The following is a 14,944-nucleotide window of genomic DNA, read 5'->3' as shown; positions in this document are numbered from 1 at the left end:
AGGCTTTAAAGCGAGGTGTCTTTATGAAGAAAGATTTCAGGGTATCTCCGGAACAGTTGTTAAAGAACAAATATCCCGGTGAAATAAATTTCAGGACTACAGAGGATTTGAGGAGCTTTACCGGTCTTATAGGGCAGGAAAGGGCAGAATTATCCATGAAATTCGGGATTAGCATAAAAGAAAAAGGGTATAACATTTATATTTCCGGAGATAACGGCACGAGAAGGACTGAATATGCCATGGAAACGCTAAAGCAAGCCGCAAAAGAAAATGATACGCCTGATGACTGGTGTTATGTATATAATTTTGAAAGCGAATATGAGCCCATTGCATTGAATTTTCCAAAGGGGTTAGGAAAGGTATTTAAACATGACATGAGTTTCATAGTTGCAAAAATCGCAGAGACAATGCCGGAGGCCTTCAGCGGTGAAGAATATGATAAGCAAAAGAACGAGCTTTTAGAGGGCTATCAAAAAACAAAAGGAATTCTGGTTGATGAATTAAACAGCATTGCACAAAGCTATGGCCTTCAGGTGAAGGTTGCGGCATCGGGTTTTGCTTTCGTACCTGTAAAGGAGGGCAAAGCCATGAGCGAACTTGAATATGATAATCTTTTAAATGAGGAAAAGGAAAGAATAACCGAAAATATCTCTCTCATGAGGTTAAAGGCTATAGAAATATTAAGGAGGTTGAAAACAGCGGAGAAGGAAGTAAATGATAAGATAGAGGGCTTAGACATTGAAATGGCTTCCTACGTCGTTGAAAATGCCATGACTGGAATAAAGTCAAAATACAGGGCCTACGGAAAAGTATTAAAGTATTTTGACAGCGTAAAGGAAGATATATTAAAGCATATTGAAGTATTGACGGAAGATACGACAAAGGAATCAAAAGAAAGCGGCAAAACTGATTTACTGGCAAGATACAAGGTGAATTTACTTATCGATAACAGTGAAACAAAAGGAGCACCTGTTATATTTGAATCATTGCCTACCTATAATAACCTGTTTGGAAATATTGAATATGAAAGCAAGCACGGCTCTTTAGTCACAGATTATCTTATGATAAGAGCAGGTTCTCTGTTAAAGTCAAATGGGGGATACCTGATTATAAAAGTAAGCGACATACTTAAAAATTATAAGGCCTGGGATGGATTAAAAAGGGTATTGAACAGCAATGAGATTCAAATAGATGGCATAAGGAGCCAGATGGATCTTCTGACTATAAACGGTTTAAAACCGGAAGCCATACCTGTTGATATAAAGGTTATACTCATTGGGAACGAGTCAGTTTATCACCTGTTGTATGAATATGAGGAAGAATTCAATGACTTGTTTAAGATAAAAGTGGAATTTGACGTAAGCATGGAGAAGAATGAAAGAAACATTTATAAGTTGGCATCATATTTAGCCGGATATTGCAGAAAGAAAAATCTGCATCATATTGAAAGCAAAGGCTTTGCGGTAATAATTGAACAGAGCTTAAGGGCAGCAGAAAATTGCAATAGGATATCCAGCTGCATGGAAGATATTTTGAATATAGTTGAGGAATCCAATATATGGGCGGATATTTCAGGCAGCAAATATATAACAAGGGAAAATGTGAAAAAAGCTATAGAAGAAAAGAAAAAAAGAAAAGGTTTGATTGAAGACAGGATGCTAAGAAGCTATGAAAATAAAAAGATAATCATAGATGTAAGCGGTGAGGCAATAGGTCAGATAAACGGCCTGGCGGTTATCGAGTCGGGAGGCTGCAGACTGGGGAAACCTTACAGGATTACGGCTTCCACATATATGGGTAAAAGCGGCATAGTAAATATCGAGCGGGAAGTCCACATGAGCGGCAATATACACAATAAAAGCATAATGATTATAGCAGGCTATTTAGGAGAAAAATATGCAAAGAACATCCCCTTATCCCTTACTGCTCATATATGTTTTGAACAGCTATATGGTTTTATTGACGGTGACAGCGCCTCAATTGCTGAGCTCTATGCAATACTTTCAAGCCTGACCAATATGCCTTTTAAGCAGTATATAGCCGTTACCGGCTCACTGAATCAAATGGGTGAAGCGCAGCCTGTCGGGGGAATAAATGAAAAAATTGAAGGTTTTCACAAAATATGCTCTATGAAAGGTTTCAACAAGATGCAGGGAGTCATAATACCCCATCAGAATGTGGATGATCTTATACTGGAGGATAATGTAATCGCAGATATTAAAAAAGGCTTGTTTCACATATATGCCATTAAAAATGTGGATGAAGGCATTGAGATTTTATCGGGAATTTCCGCAGGCTCCCATAATGAAAGGGGAGAGTTTGAAGAAGATACCTTCAATTTCCTTGTAGATAAACGCCTTAAAGAACTAATAAGAAATTACACTAAGTTGGACGAAACAAAACAGTCATAAAAAGAAATTCTAAAGGGGCTTCAAAATTTTGAACAATGTAAATGAATTGCGAGAGTTCTTTAAAAGTTCTTGGCGACGCTGCCGCAGAAAATACTTAGAATTTTAGATTGTTTGAGCGATAGCGAGTTATCAAAATTCTTGTATTTTCAAGGTAGGGAGCCTTAGAACTTGCAGAACTCGAACATAGCGAAAGCAGTGTTCAAAATTTTGAAGCCCTTTAAAATTATACGTTGAATCTGAAAAGGACGACGTCCCCGTCCTGCATTATATATTCTTTGCCTTCAGAGCGAATTAAGCCCTTTTCTTTGGCGGCGGTTTCGCTGCCGCATTCCACCAATTGCTCAAAGGGAACAACTTCGGCGCGTATGAAACCTCTTTCGATATCGGAATGAATTTTGCCGGCTGCCTGGGGGGCTTTTGTGCCGGATTTTATTGTCCATGCCCTAACCTCGTCTGGACCTCCCGTTAAGAAACTTATAAGTCCTAAAAGTTTATAGCTTTCCTTAATGAGCTTGTCAAGGCCGGATTGGTCAAGTCCATAGTCGGATAAAAATTCCTGTTTTTCTTTTTCATCCAGCTGAGCAATTTCTTCTTCTAATTTTCCGGAAATGACTATTGAACCTGAATTTTCCTTTGCGGCATATTCCTTTACCTTGTTTACATAAACGTTACTCTCTATATCAGAAATCAAGTCATCCTCGGATACATTGCAGACGTATAAGACAGGTTTGGTGGATAACAAAAAGAGCTGCTTTACAAATTGCTGTTCATCTTCATTAAATTCCATGCTTCTTACGGCATTTCCTTTATCAAGACACTCTTTAATCTGCTGCAGAACGACAACTTCATTCTGCATTTTCTTGTCGCCGGATTTGACGGCTTTTCCCGACCTCTCCAATCTTCGATCGATAATCTCCAAATCAGATAGTATAAGCTCCAGATTTATAATTTCGATATCTCTTATGGGGTCAATACTGCCCTCTACATGAACGATATTCTCATTGCTGAAACATCTTACCACATGAACTATTGCTTCAACTTCTCTTATATGTGAAAGAAATTTATTTCCTAACCCTTCACCTTTGCTTGCGCCTTTTACCAGTCCTGCTATATCTAAAAATTCCACAGTTGTGGGTGTAACCTTCTTTGGATTATACATTTGTGCCAGGACGTTCAGTCTTTCATCGGGCACGGGTACAACACCTACATTGGGTTCAATTGTGCAAAATGGATAATTTGCTGCCTCAGCTCCAGCCTTCGTTATTGCATTAAACAGAGTGCTTTTTCCTACATTCGGCAGTCCCACGATCCCAAGCTTCATAGATATCTTCCTTTCGTTTTAAGTTCTAATCAATTATACATTAAGGTATTTTCTATTTCAAGCTTGTCGAACAATTGTAGTATTTCAAATTACAGCCTTATTTATGAAGGGAAGCTTTTAAATCTAACTGATGGATGAAAGCTAAAAAGTATAGAAATAATATTAAATATAGAAAGTTAAAATTATGCGCCAAAGAGAGGATAGGCAAATGAACTTATTTAAAGAACAGCAATTAGGAGATCATGTAAACATCCATATGTATAATACAAACAAATTTAAAACAACTGCATTGTGTTTTTATATAAATGACAATCTTGACGAAAATGCCGCTTTGAATGCTTTGCTGCCAAGGATTCTTAAAAGCGGCAGCAATACTTATAAGAACTCCACCATTATCAGCGAATACTTAGAAGAGCTTTATGGAGCTTCCTTTGGAGTAGATATAATCAAGAAAGGTGAAGTCCAGAGCATATTGTTTTACCTTCAGTTTGTGGAGGGCCAATATGTAAAGGATATCTTGATGTTTAAAAAGGCAATAGATTTTATTTGCGATATAGTATTAAACCCCATAATTGAAAATAACTCCTTTAAAGAAGAGTATGTAGTTACGGAAAAGAAGATCTTAGAGGACATGATAGCCTCAAGGAAAAATGACAAGATACAATATGCAGTTGAGCGCTGCATGCAGATATCCTGCAAAGGCACTCCATTTGAAATATATAAATACGGTGAGCCTTATATGCTTGAAAAAATAAATGCATCCAATCTCTATGAGCATTACAGGAAAATATTAAGAGAAAATCCCATAGATATATATATTGCCGGTAGCGTATCCGAAGAAGAAGCACTATCTTATATTAAAGAAAGATTTGTGATAAATAGAGAAAATATAGAGAATATAAGGGACTTGAACATGCAAAATGAAACCAGGGAAAAGCAATTGCTTCATGAAACCATGGATATAAATCAGGGTAAGCTGTGCTTGGGATATAGAACAAATATGTCCTTTGCCCATGAAAATTTCCCTGCCTTGTCTGTCTATACCGGCATATTAGGAGGCGGAATGAATTCAAAGCTCTTTTTAAATATGAGAGAAAAAGAAAATCTCGCTTATTATGCATATTCGGGTATAGAGAAATTCAAGGGGTTACTATTGGTAAACTGCGGTATTGAAGTAGAAAACTATGAAAGGTCAGTTAATATAATAGAAGAGCAGGTTGAAGATATGAGGAAAGGGAATATAACCGATAGCGAGATAGACAACAGCATTAAAAAAATCATGAGCGATTTAAAGACTATCAACGACAATGTACCCTTGATGATAGATTATAATTTAGGCGGCATGCTCTACGGAAAGGAAATAGTGCCCGAGGACATGATGAAAAAAGTTGAGAAGGTAAAAAAGGAAGATATCATAGAGGCGGCCCAAGGCATAAAATTAGACACTATATTCTTTTTAAGCTCAAAGGATAAGGAGAGAAAATATGAATATCATTAACAATGAAAGCATAGATGAAAAACTGTACTATGAGAAGCAGTCTGCAGGGCTCGATATATATGTAATCCCAAAGAAGGGCTATTCCCTGTATTACGGAATCATGGCAGTCAATTACGGCTCTAATGACAATGAATTTTTAATCCCCGGAAGTGATAAAAGCCTTAAGGTTCCCGATGGCATAGCCCACTTTTTAGAACATAAAATGTTTGATAAAAAAGAAGGCAATTTACTGCAGGATTATGGCGCATTAGGTTCAACGCCTAATGCCTATACAAATGCCACAACTACGGCTTATCTATTTACAACTACGGCGGATATAAAAAAGAATGTTGAGCTTTTGTTTCGTAATGTACACGAACCCTATTTTACCGATGAGAGTATTGACAGAGAAAAGGAGATAATCGGCCAGGAAATAAAAATGTATCAGGATAATCCTAGCTGGAAAGTGTATTTTAATCTGCTGGATTGCATGTATATAAAACACCCGGTAAAAAAAGAAATTGCAGGAAGTTACTATTCTATATCTGAAATCAGCAAGGAATTATTATATGAATGCTATGACACATTTTACCGCCCTTCAAATTTAGTGTTTCTTTTGGTAGGCGATGTGGAACCTGAAGAGATAATTGGTTTTGCTGATGAAAATATAAAAAGGTATGAAAAGGGTAAAAAAGAAAAGCCCTTAAGGATATATCCTCATGAGCCGGCAAAGCTTAATAAAAAGCATGCGGAAGAGAAAATGGAAATTTCAAGGCCTTTGTTTGCTATGGGATTTAAGGATATAGATATAGGCTTTACAGGGGATTTGCTGCTTCAAAAAGAAATTGAAACAGAAATCCTCTTAGAAGGCATGTTCGGAAAAAGCTCTCCTATATTTAAGGAGCTATATGATAAAGGACTTATCAATAATTCCTTTGGAAGTGATTTTATGAGCGAGAAAGATTACGGATATTCAATTGTAAGCGGAGAATCAAAAGAGCCTGAGACTGTCAGCAAAATAATTGAGGATTATATAAAAAGGGACGGTATAAATATATTAAGCAAGAAGAGATTTGAAACCATAAAAAAGAAACTCATAGGACATTTTTTAGCCAGCTTTAATTCAAATGAATTTATAGGCAGCAATTTTATATCCTATAAAATGAAGGGTATAAATCTCTTTGATTATATGGATACAGTGGAACGAATAGAGTATAATGATATAGAAAACAGATTCTTAAATCATATAACAGAAGATGTCAAAGCCATGTCGATAATTTATCCAAATTAACATAATATGTAATATATTAAAGAGCAGAATAGCATAATACAACAAAGGCAACTTTAATAAAACAATTAATAATCATAATTGACAATTAATGTAATATATTATAAAATATTTACAGCTGACACACCACTTACGCCACTAATAATTTATGGTGGTGATTTTGTGTTTGAAAAAGATATAGATGCCATGAAGCAAAAGCTTTATTATGCCATAGAACAGGGCGATAAAGATACTATATATGATATCAGCGTAAGGCTGGATGTTTTAATAGTTGAATTCTATAATTATTATAAAAATTAGTATTTTAAAACAGGTAATTTGCCTGTTTTATTTTTTTGTTTACATTGTCTATAGCCTTGAGATTCAAGGAGTCTTGGAATCTAAAGGCCCTTGAAATTCAAGGGCTTTCTTTATATGCATCAACTAAAAATATTTTTTATTTTTTATAAAAAAATAGAAGGAATTTCATCAATCATATAGAATTTAATGATTAAAGTGGATAAAAGTGGTGTAAAGTGGTGCAAAATCCCTCGGAGGATAAAATGTTTATAGGCGAATACCAGCATACTATGGACCCCAAAAACAGAATATTTATTCCTTCAAAATTCAGGGATGACCTGGGTGAAAGGTTCATAATAACCAAAGGTCTTGATAACTGTCTGTATGCATATACAGTTGAGGAATGGGCAAACCTAGAGGAAAAGCTGAAGAACTTGCCATTATCCAGCAAGGATGCAAGAGCTTTTGCTAGGTTCTTCTTTTCCGGTGCGGCAGATTGCGTTCCGGATAAGCAAGGGCGCGTTATTATACCCAATAATCTCATAGAATATGCTCAAATTGATAAAGAAGTTGTTTTGATAGGAGTATCAACAAGGTTTGAAATTTGGAGCAAGGAAAAATGGGATGAATACAACGATTCAAACGTCAATTTCGATGAAATTGCAGATAAGATGTCATTGCTGGGGATATAGTAAAGAGGTATTGATATGGAATTTTATCATGTTTCGGTATTGCTTAAGCAATCGGTAGAAAATCTTGTTTGGAAACAGGATGGTATATATGTGGATGGAACAGTCGGCGGAGCCGGCCATTCACTGGAAATACTCAAAACTTTAAATAGCGGCGGAAAGCTTATTGGAATAGACAGAGATTTAACGGCGTTAAAAGCAGCGCAAGAGAAACTGAAAAACTATAAGGACAGACTGTTGCTGATTCACAGTAATTTCAGTAATTTGAAACAGGTTTTAGAAGACAACGGAATAAAAAAGGTGGATGGTGTGCTTTTGGATATTGGAGTATCCTCACCTCAGTTGGATGACGCCGAAAGGGGATTCAGCTACAATAACGATGCGCCCCTGGATATGAGGATGGATATGACATCTGAATTGACAGCTAAAGAGATTATAAACACATATTCCGAGAATGAGCTTTCAAAGATTATATATGAATACGGCGAGGAAAGATGGGCTAAGAGAATCGCAAGTTTTATTGTTAAGGAAAGAGAAAAAAATAAGATAATAACAACGGGACAGCTGGTTGAAATAATTAAAAATGCCATACCAGCTTCAGCAAGGCGCGAAGGGCCTCACCCGGCAAAAAGAACCTTCCAGGCAATAAGAATTGCAGTCAACAGGGAATTGGATGAAATAACAGAGGCTATACCAAATATAGTGGATGTTTTGAATCCCAATGGCAGGGTTTGCATAATTACCTTTCATTCTTTGGAAGACAGAATAGTAAAGGATGAATTTAAAAGGCTGGCTAACCCATGTACCTGTCCACCGGAATTCCCCGTTTGTATATGCAATAATAAACCTGAAATTAACATATTAACCAGAAAACCAATACTTCCTGATGAAGATGAAATAAGAGAAAACCCAAGGTCCAGAAGTGCTAAGCTTAGAGTGGCACAAAAACTTTGAAAAGTTCTAAACGCTGTGCGAGGTGAATAAATTTGATAGTAGCAAAAAAAACATATGATACAAATTACGCAGTTTTTAATAATAACGCACTGGCTCCAAAACGACATGAAAGATACGATGATTACATTGATATAAACAAAAAGGCCAAGGAAAAGGTAAAAACAGATGTTAAGAGTAAGGTAAAAGCAAAACCGAAGACATCAGCTAAAAGCAAATTAAGACTGGTTGCCTTTGTGCTTACCATGTTTTGCATGGGGACTTTGGTAGTTGCAAGATATGCAATGATAATGGAAATGAATAACCAAGTAAGGAATATAAAAACAGAGATTTCAGAGGCTCAAAAGGAAAATGAAAGTCTTAATCTTAAGCTTTTACAATTCTATGATATAAAACAAATTGAAAAGGAAGCCACTTCAGAACTCAGCATGGTAAGGCCAAAGATACAAGATACCATTGTTGTAAGCCTGCCGGCTGAATATGAAACCATGGCAGAAAATAACCAGCAGCCAAAGGTAGTCAGCATGTTAGATAAAATAGCCAATATGCTTAATTAGTTTCAGGGGGGCATAAATATTTGTGAAAGAAGGTAATGGCAGAACTAATCTTACCTTTAAAAAAAGGGTTATATTTTTATTCATTATGATTTCACTGCTGATTTTTCTACTCATAGGCCGTGTAGGCTACATACAACTCGTAAAAGGAGCAGAACTTCAAAAACTGGCAGTTGAACAATGGACAAATGATGTAAAAATAGATGCCAAAAGAGGAAAAATATTTGACAGAAACGGCAATGAGCTGGCTATAAGCGCCAACTGTGAAAGAGTGGACGCTTACATGAAGGATATAATTAAAAGTCAGATTGAAGATCCTGATATAAAAGCAAAGATTGCATCTGAGTTAGCAAAAATCTTAGGGGATAAAGAAGAAGATATACTTAAAAAATTGAATATGACGTTATCTAACGGTAAGCCAATGAATAGCGTTAACATAAAAAGAAGAATTGAGAAAAGCCAGGCAGATGAAATAAGGAAACTAAAGCTCCCGGGTATAATCGTATCTGAGGATTCAAAAAGATATTATCCCAACGGAAGTTTCCTGTCAAATGTGCTTGGCTTTACCAATGTAGACGGTGTCGGACAAGAGGGTATAGAGCTTAAATATGACAGCGAATTAAGAGGCACACCTGGCAGGTCCATAATGGAGGCGGATTTGGTACGCCGAGAACTTCCTTACAACATTTCAAAATATATAGAGCCAGTAGCCGGAAACGATATAACATTGACAATTGATGAAAATATACAGTTTTATGTTGAAAAAGCCATTGAGGATGCCTTGTTGGTCAATAAAGCAAAGGCTGTCACGGCTATTGTAATGGACCCCACAAATGGTGAAGTTCTTGCAATGGCAAATAAGCCGGATTTTAATCCCAATACTCCTCGGGATATGAGTGGACACACTGACTTTCAGGATGTAATAAAATCCTGGAGCAACAGGTCTGTGACCTATACTTACGAGCCCGGGTCCATCTTCAAGGTCATAACTGCCGCTGCAGCACTAAGTGAAGGGGTTGTAAGCGATAAAGACCGTTTTACCTGTACAGGTTCCATGATAGTAGGTGACAGAAGAATAAAGTGCTGGAGGACAAAAGGCCATGGCACCCAGGACTTTGCACAAATCCTTCAAAACTCCTGCAATATAGGCTTTATGACCTTAGGAGAGAGGCTTGGAAAAGAAAAAATGTATAAATATATAGAAGCCTTTGGATTTGGAACGCCTACAAATATAGATGTAACTTTTGAAGAGGGCGGTTATAAGAGGCCGGTTTCTAAAATGGGTCCCGTTGAGCTTGCAAATCTTTCCTTCGGGCAAGGTATCACCGTAACACCCATACAGATGGCTACGGTATTTTCCATCATAGCCAATGATGGAAAAATGATGGAGCCTCACCTGGTAAAAAAAATTCAAAGTGTTGATAAAGACGGCAACATCATAGAAAAAAAAGAAACACAGCCTAAAATGGTAAGGCAGGTAATATCACCGGAGGTTGCAAAGCAACTCAGAGGATATTTAGAAAAGGTTATATCCGTAGGTGGAGGGAAAAAAGCATATGTTGAAGGATACAGCATAGCAGGAAAAACAGGTACTGCCCAAAAAGCAGAGGGCGGACGCTATGCTTCGGGTAAATATGTGGCATCCTTTGTAGGAATGGCACCGGCAGATAATCCTAAATATGTGGTTTATGTTTCAATAGATGAACCGGACCCTTCCAATTATTATGCTGGACAGATAGCAGCTCCTCTGGCAGGACAGATATTCAAAGATATTTTTGTCAATGCAAATATGAAACCCGACAATAGCTTAAAGCCTGTTATAGAAGTAGTTATACCCAACGTAATAGGATTGCCTGTGAGAGAAGCCGTTAACAACTTAAAAAACAGCGGTTTTGAAGTAGAAGTAAAGGATAAGGGAACAACTGTTATCGATATGAATCCATTAGCCGGCATAAGCGTTGTGTCCGGTTCCAAAGTTATACTTTACACCGGAAATGGCCAGAATTATAATAATAAAGTGATTGTACCAAACTTAAATGGTATGTCGCCCAAGGAAGCGTCTGAGGTTTTAAGCTCACTGGATTTGAAGCTTAAAGCCATCGGTGACGGATATGTCACGGAACAGGAGCCCCAGGTAGGGGAGGAAGTGACAACGGGGTCAACGATAGATGCATATTTTGACATATATGGTGATTAATACGCATGGGCAGTTAATTTTTAACTGCCTATGTTTAAATACTTCATTCCACAGGAGGCCAATATGAAGCTAAAAGACATAATGATGAATATAAATCATACAATTTTAAAAGGTACTTCAGATAAAGAAATAGAAGGAATTGCCTACGATTCAAGAGCGGTTAAAGAAGGTTACCTGTTTGTTTGCATAAAAGGCTTTAAAGCTGACGGTCATGATTTTATTAATGATGCCGTAAAAAAAGGTGCTAAAGCTATAATACTTGAGAAAGAAGGGCACTTGCCTGATGGAGTTACAGCCATAAAGGTTGGTGATTCCAGGATGGCGCTGGCTTTAGCTTCAGCCGCATTTTTTGAACATCCTTCAAAAAATGTGAAGCTCATTGGCGTGACAGGAACAAACGGCAAAACCACTACAACATATCTGATAAAATCCATACTGGATAGATGCGGCTATAATGTATCTATTTTAGGGACTATTTCCAATATAATTGGGAATAAGGCAATTGATGCAAGTCGCACTACCCCCGAATCCTATGACCTTCAAGTACTTTTTAGTGAGATGCGTCAATTGAAAACCCATTATTGCATAATGGAAGTATCTTCTCATTCACTGGAATTAAAAAGGGTGGCAGGTTTAAGCTTCAACTCCGGTATTTTCACAAATCTGACCCGGGACCATCTGGACTTTCATGAAACCTTTGAAAATTATTTCAATGCAAAATTGAAATTATTCAAATCATCAAAGACTGCCATTATAAATATTGATGATGAATATGGGAGGAAAATGAAGGATAATATAGAAATTCCAGTTATAACCTATGCGGAAAAGGAAAGGGCAGATGTATGGGCAACAGATGTTGAGATAACGGCAAATTTTTCAAAGTTTATATTGAATTACAAAGAGGAAAAAAAGGAAATAATGCTGCCCATGCCGGGAAGATTCAACGTTTACAATGCACTGGCTGCAGCTGCCTCATGTATAAGCGAAGGCATATCCTTAGAAGATATAAAGAAGGGGTTGGAAGAAATAAAAGGAGTGCCCGGAAGGTCGGAAGTAATAGACAGCGGCAGAGGATTTACGGTTATTATTGATTATGCTCATACTCCCGATGGTTTGGAGAATATATTAAATACTGTGAGGGAGTACGTGCAGGGTAGAGTCATTACAATTTTCGGCTGCGGCGGAGACCGTGACAAAACCAAAAGGACTATTATGGGTGAAGTGGCGGCAAAATTGTCGGAGATTGCAATTGTCACATCGGATAATCCCCGTTCAGAAGATCCGGAAGCCATAATTAAAGATATACTGCCGGGAGTGATAAAGATAAACAAAGAGTATTTTGTCATACCCGACAGGAAAGAAGCTATAAAGAGAGCCATAAACTTAGGTAAAGAAGGCGATGTTATAGTAGTGGCGGGAAAAGGCCATGAAACATACCAGGTTTTAAAGGATAAAACCATAGATTTTGATGAGAAACAAATAATCAATGAAATACTAAACCAGATGTAATTCAGTAAATACTGTAGTAGAGAATGTGTGGAAGAAGGTAATAAAATTGAGCAGAATAGTTTATTCAATATTAATCGCAGCTTTGACGGGAATTATATTAGGTCCGGTGCTAATCCCTATATTGAGGATTTTAAAGTTTGGCCAGAACATAAGAGAAGACGGCCCCCGCTCTCATCTTCAAAAATCCGGAACTCCCACCATGGGCGGAGTTATAACTCTTTTATCCGTCTGCATTGCTACATTATTCATAAATAAAGACTTAAGAGGACCTCATGCCGTTGCCTTGGTTTCCACATTAGGATATGGAATAATCGGGTTATTGGATGACGGAATCAGTATAATAAAGAGCAGATCCCTAGGCTTAAGAGCATATCAAAAGATTATAGGACAGGTGGCTCTTGCAACTTTGCTCTCGGTCTATGCTTACTTAAATCCCTCTGTGGGCAGCAAGGTAATGATACCTTTTACCCGAAACACAGTTGATCTTGGCATTTGGTACATACCCTTTGTCATATTTGTTGTTGTCGCCATAGTTAACAGTGTAAATTTATCCGACGGACTGGACGGTCTGGCTTCCACAGTGACAATGATTGTTGCCATTTTCTTTGTTTTTGTATGCTATGCTTTTAATATGGACGAACTTTCTGTATTTTCAGCTGCTCTGGTTGGTGCATGTATCGGATTTTTAAGATATAATTCCTATCCTGCTGTTGTTTTTATGGGAGACACGGGTTCTTTGGCTTTAGGAGGTGCCGTTGCCGCATTGGCGGTATTAACCGGCTTGATTCTTTATGTCCCCATAGTTGGCATAATCTATGTTTTAGAGGCTTTATCGGTAATTATACAGGTAGTCTATTTTAAAAAGACGGGAAAAAGAATATTTAAAATGAGCCCATTACATCATCATTTCGAATTGTCGGGGTGGCATGAGACAAAAGTGGTTGCGACCTTTAGTATAGTTACTGTTCTTTTTTGTCTGATAGGTTTTTTAGGCTTATCGTAAGTTAACCTTAAGGAGGTTCATAATGGCAAGAAAACGAGGTTCATGTGATTTTTTTCTTATGCTTATGGTATTTGCCCTGCTTGCAATAGGCCTGGTTATGGTTTTCAGCGCAAGTTCGGTAACAGATTTGGCATACCATAAGGATGCTTTTTATACATTTAAAAGACAGCTTGCATGGGCAGGAATGGGATTATTGGCCATGGTATTTACAATGAATTTCGATTATCACAATTTGAAGAAGCTGTCCAAACCTCTTCTTATACTTGCAATTATATTGCTCATCGTAGTTTTATTCATGCCTGAAAGAAACGGTGCAAGGCGATGGATAGGAATGGGGAATTTAAGTCTTCAGCCTTCCGAGGTTGCAAAGTTTGCCGTGATATTATATATGGCAAGCGGTTTAACCGAGAAGAAAGATAAGATTAAAAACTTTGTAAATGGAGTCCTTCCTTTTGTACTAGTAGGGGGACTTATCTTCGCACTTATACTGATTGAGCCAAACTTAAGTGTTGCCGGTACTGTTTTAATTGTGGTTTTCTTTATGCTGATAGCAGCAGGTGCAAGGAAGAGACATCTAACAATGTTAGCTCTTTTAGGAAGTGCGGCGGCAGTTGTATTCACAATGTCAGAGGATTACAGGTACAGAAGGTTTACTGCATTTTTAGACCCCTGGAAGGATCCGCTAGACACAGGTTATCAGGCAATACAATCCCTTTTAGCTATAGGTTCGGGGGGACTTATGGGAGCAGGCTTAGGTAAATCCCATCAAAAGTTTTTTTACATACCCGAGCCCCAGACGGATTTTATATTTTCCATCATAGGCGAAGAACTGGGGTTTTTGGGAGCATCTTCCATAATGATTTTATTTTTAATATTGATATGGAGGGGTATAAAAATTGCCATAAATGCTCCGGATAATTTCGGAAGTTTTTTGGCCGCAGGAATAACCTCCCTTATAGCGGTACAGACTTTGATAAATATTGCGGTAGCAACATCATCAATGCCCATAACGGGAATACCGCTGCCTTTTATAAGTTATGGAGGTTCTTCTCTTACTTTTATGATGGCAGCCGTAGGAATACTGCTTAATATATCCAGATACGAAAAAGCATAAGTTGGAGGCATACCTTCGGTTACCCTGGATTTATCACCTAAAAAGAGAAGGTGTATACCCTAACATTTATCAAGTAACACTCACGTCAAAGCTTGCATAGTATAATATGTGTCTTAAGTATCATATTGACTTTGCTGCTTTTTGGGGGTGT

General features: G+C 37.5%; 12 protein-coding genes. 11 read left to right on the top strand and 1 reads right to left on the bottom strand.

The features are described 5' to 3' along the window. Positions 1–23 precede the first annotated feature (23 nt). Entirely contained in the window at positions 24–2,411 is a 2,388-nt protein-coding gene (locus OXPF_RS10970; protein ID WP_054875253.1) for a Lon protease family protein, read from the top strand. Between the two features lie 223 nt (positions 2,412–2,634). On the opposite strand, the gene ychF is transcribed toward OXPF_RS10970, so the two are convergent. Continuing rightward, positions 2,635–3,732, bottom strand: a complete 1,098-nt coding sequence (gene ychF, locus OXPF_RS10965) for a redox-regulated ATPase YchF (protein WP_054875252.1) — start codon at positions 3,730–3,732, stop codon at positions 2,635–2,637. Positions 3,733–3,940: 208 nt separating this feature from the next. On the opposite strand from ychF, the gene yfmF reads away from it, so the two are divergent. The 10 genes from yfmF to spoVE all read left to right on the top strand — a co-directional run bounded on the left by yfmF (position 3,941) and on the right by spoVE (position 14,793). Beyond that, entirely contained in the window at positions 3,941–5,230 is a 1,290-nt protein-coding gene (gene yfmF, locus OXPF_RS10960) for an EF-P 5-aminopentanol modification-associated protein YfmF (RefSeq protein WP_054875251.1), read from the top strand. Continuing rightward, complete coding sequence (yfmH, locus tag OXPF_RS10955) at positions 5,217–6,500, top strand: EF-P 5-aminopentanol modification-associated protein YfmH (protein ID WP_054875250.1); 1,284 nt, start codon at positions 5,217–5,219, stop codon at positions 6,498–6,500. The genes yfmF and yfmH overlap by 14 nt, the downstream gene beginning before the upstream one ends. A gap of 159 nt (positions 6,501–6,659) precedes the next feature. Further along, the gene (locus OXPF_RS21805) at positions 6,660–6,797 is read left to right on the top strand and encodes an aspartyl-phosphate phosphatase Spo0E family protein (protein WP_083479852.1); all 138 of its coding nucleotides are present in this window, start codon (positions 6,660–6,662) and stop codon (positions 6,795–6,797) included. A 242-nt stretch (positions 6,798–7,039) separates the two neighbouring features. After that, complete coding sequence (gene mraZ, locus OXPF_RS10950) at positions 7,040–7,468, top strand: division/cell wall cluster transcriptional repressor MraZ (protein ID WP_054875249.1); 429 nt, start codon at positions 7,040–7,042, stop codon at positions 7,466–7,468. A 15-nt stretch (positions 7,469–7,483) separates the two neighbouring features. Then, positions 7,484–8,419, top strand: coding sequence for a 16S rRNA (cytosine(1402)-N(4))-methyltransferase RsmH (gene rsmH / locus OXPF_RS10945; RefSeq protein WP_054875248.1), 936 nt, complete (start codon positions 7,484–7,486; stop codon positions 8,417–8,419). Positions 8,420–8,451: 32 nt separating this feature from the next. Continuing rightward, the gene (locus OXPF_RS10940; RefSeq protein ID WP_054875247.1) at positions 8,452–8,973 is read left to right on the top strand and encodes an FtsB/FtsL family cell division protein; all 522 of its coding nucleotides are present in this window, start codon (positions 8,452–8,454) and stop codon (positions 8,971–8,973) included. A 22-nt stretch (positions 8,974–8,995) separates the two neighbouring features. Continuing rightward, complete coding sequence (locus OXPF_RS10935) at positions 8,996–11,167, top strand: stage V sporulation protein D (protein ID WP_054875246.1); 2,172 nt, start codon at positions 8,996–8,998, stop codon at positions 11,165–11,167. 63 nt (positions 11,168–11,230) lie between these two features. After that, positions 11,231–12,676, top strand: coding sequence for a UDP-N-acetylmuramoyl-L-alanyl-D-glutamate--2,6-diaminopimelate ligase (locus OXPF_RS10930; protein WP_054875245.1), 1,446 nt, complete (start codon positions 11,231–11,233; stop codon positions 12,674–12,676). A gap of 46 nt (positions 12,677–12,722) precedes the next feature. After that, positions 12,723–13,679: a phospho-N-acetylmuramoyl-pentapeptide-transferase gene (mraY, locus tag OXPF_RS10925; protein WP_054875244.1), complete on the top strand. Its 957-nt coding sequence runs from the start codon at positions 12,723–12,725 to the stop codon at positions 13,677–13,679. A 22-nt stretch (positions 13,680–13,701) separates the two neighbouring features. Continuing rightward, entirely contained in the window at positions 13,702–14,793 is a 1,092-nt protein-coding gene (gene spoVE / locus OXPF_RS10920) for a stage V sporulation protein E (protein WP_054875243.1), read from the top strand. Positions 14,794–14,944 lie beyond the last annotated feature (151 nt).

Source organism: Oxobacter pfennigii, from assembly GCF_001317355.1.
Lineage (GTDB): Bacteria > Bacillota > Clostridia > Clostridiales > Oxobacteraceae > Oxobacter > Oxobacter pfennigii.
Note: the sequence above shows the minus strand (reverse complement) of the source record. Positions and strands in the feature narration are given on the sequence as shown.

What these genes read in the sequence shown, in the direction of transcription:
- OXPF_RS10970 (WP_054875253.1), top strand. Translation starts at nt 24, where the DNA reads ATGAAGAAAGATTTCAGGGTATCTCCGGAACAGTTGTTAAAGAACAAA.
- ychF (WP_054875252.1), bottom strand. Translation starts at nt 3,732, where the DNA reads ATGAAGCTTGGGATCGTGGGACTGCCGAATGTAGGAAAAAGCACTCTG.
- yfmF (WP_054875251.1), top strand. Translation starts at nt 3,941, where the DNA reads ATGAACTTATTTAAAGAACAGCAATTAGGAGATCATGTAAACATCCAT.
- yfmH (WP_054875250.1), top strand. Translation starts at nt 5,217, where the DNA reads ATGAATATCATTAACAATGAAAGCATAGATGAAAAACTGTACTATGAG.
- mraZ (WP_054875249.1), top strand. Translation starts at nt 7,040, where the DNA reads ATGTTTATAGGCGAATACCAGCATACTATGGACCCCAAAAACAGAATA.
- rsmH (WP_054875248.1), top strand. Translation starts at nt 7,484, where the DNA reads ATGGAATTTTATCATGTTTCGGTATTGCTTAAGCAATCGGTAGAAAAT.
- OXPF_RS10930 (WP_054875245.1), top strand. Translation starts at nt 11,231, where the DNA reads ATGAAGCTAAAAGACATAATGATGAATATAAATCATACAATTTTAAAA.
- spoVE (WP_054875243.1), top strand. Translation starts at nt 13,702, where the DNA reads ATGGCAAGAAAACGAGGTTCATGTGATTTTTTTCTTATGCTTATGGTA.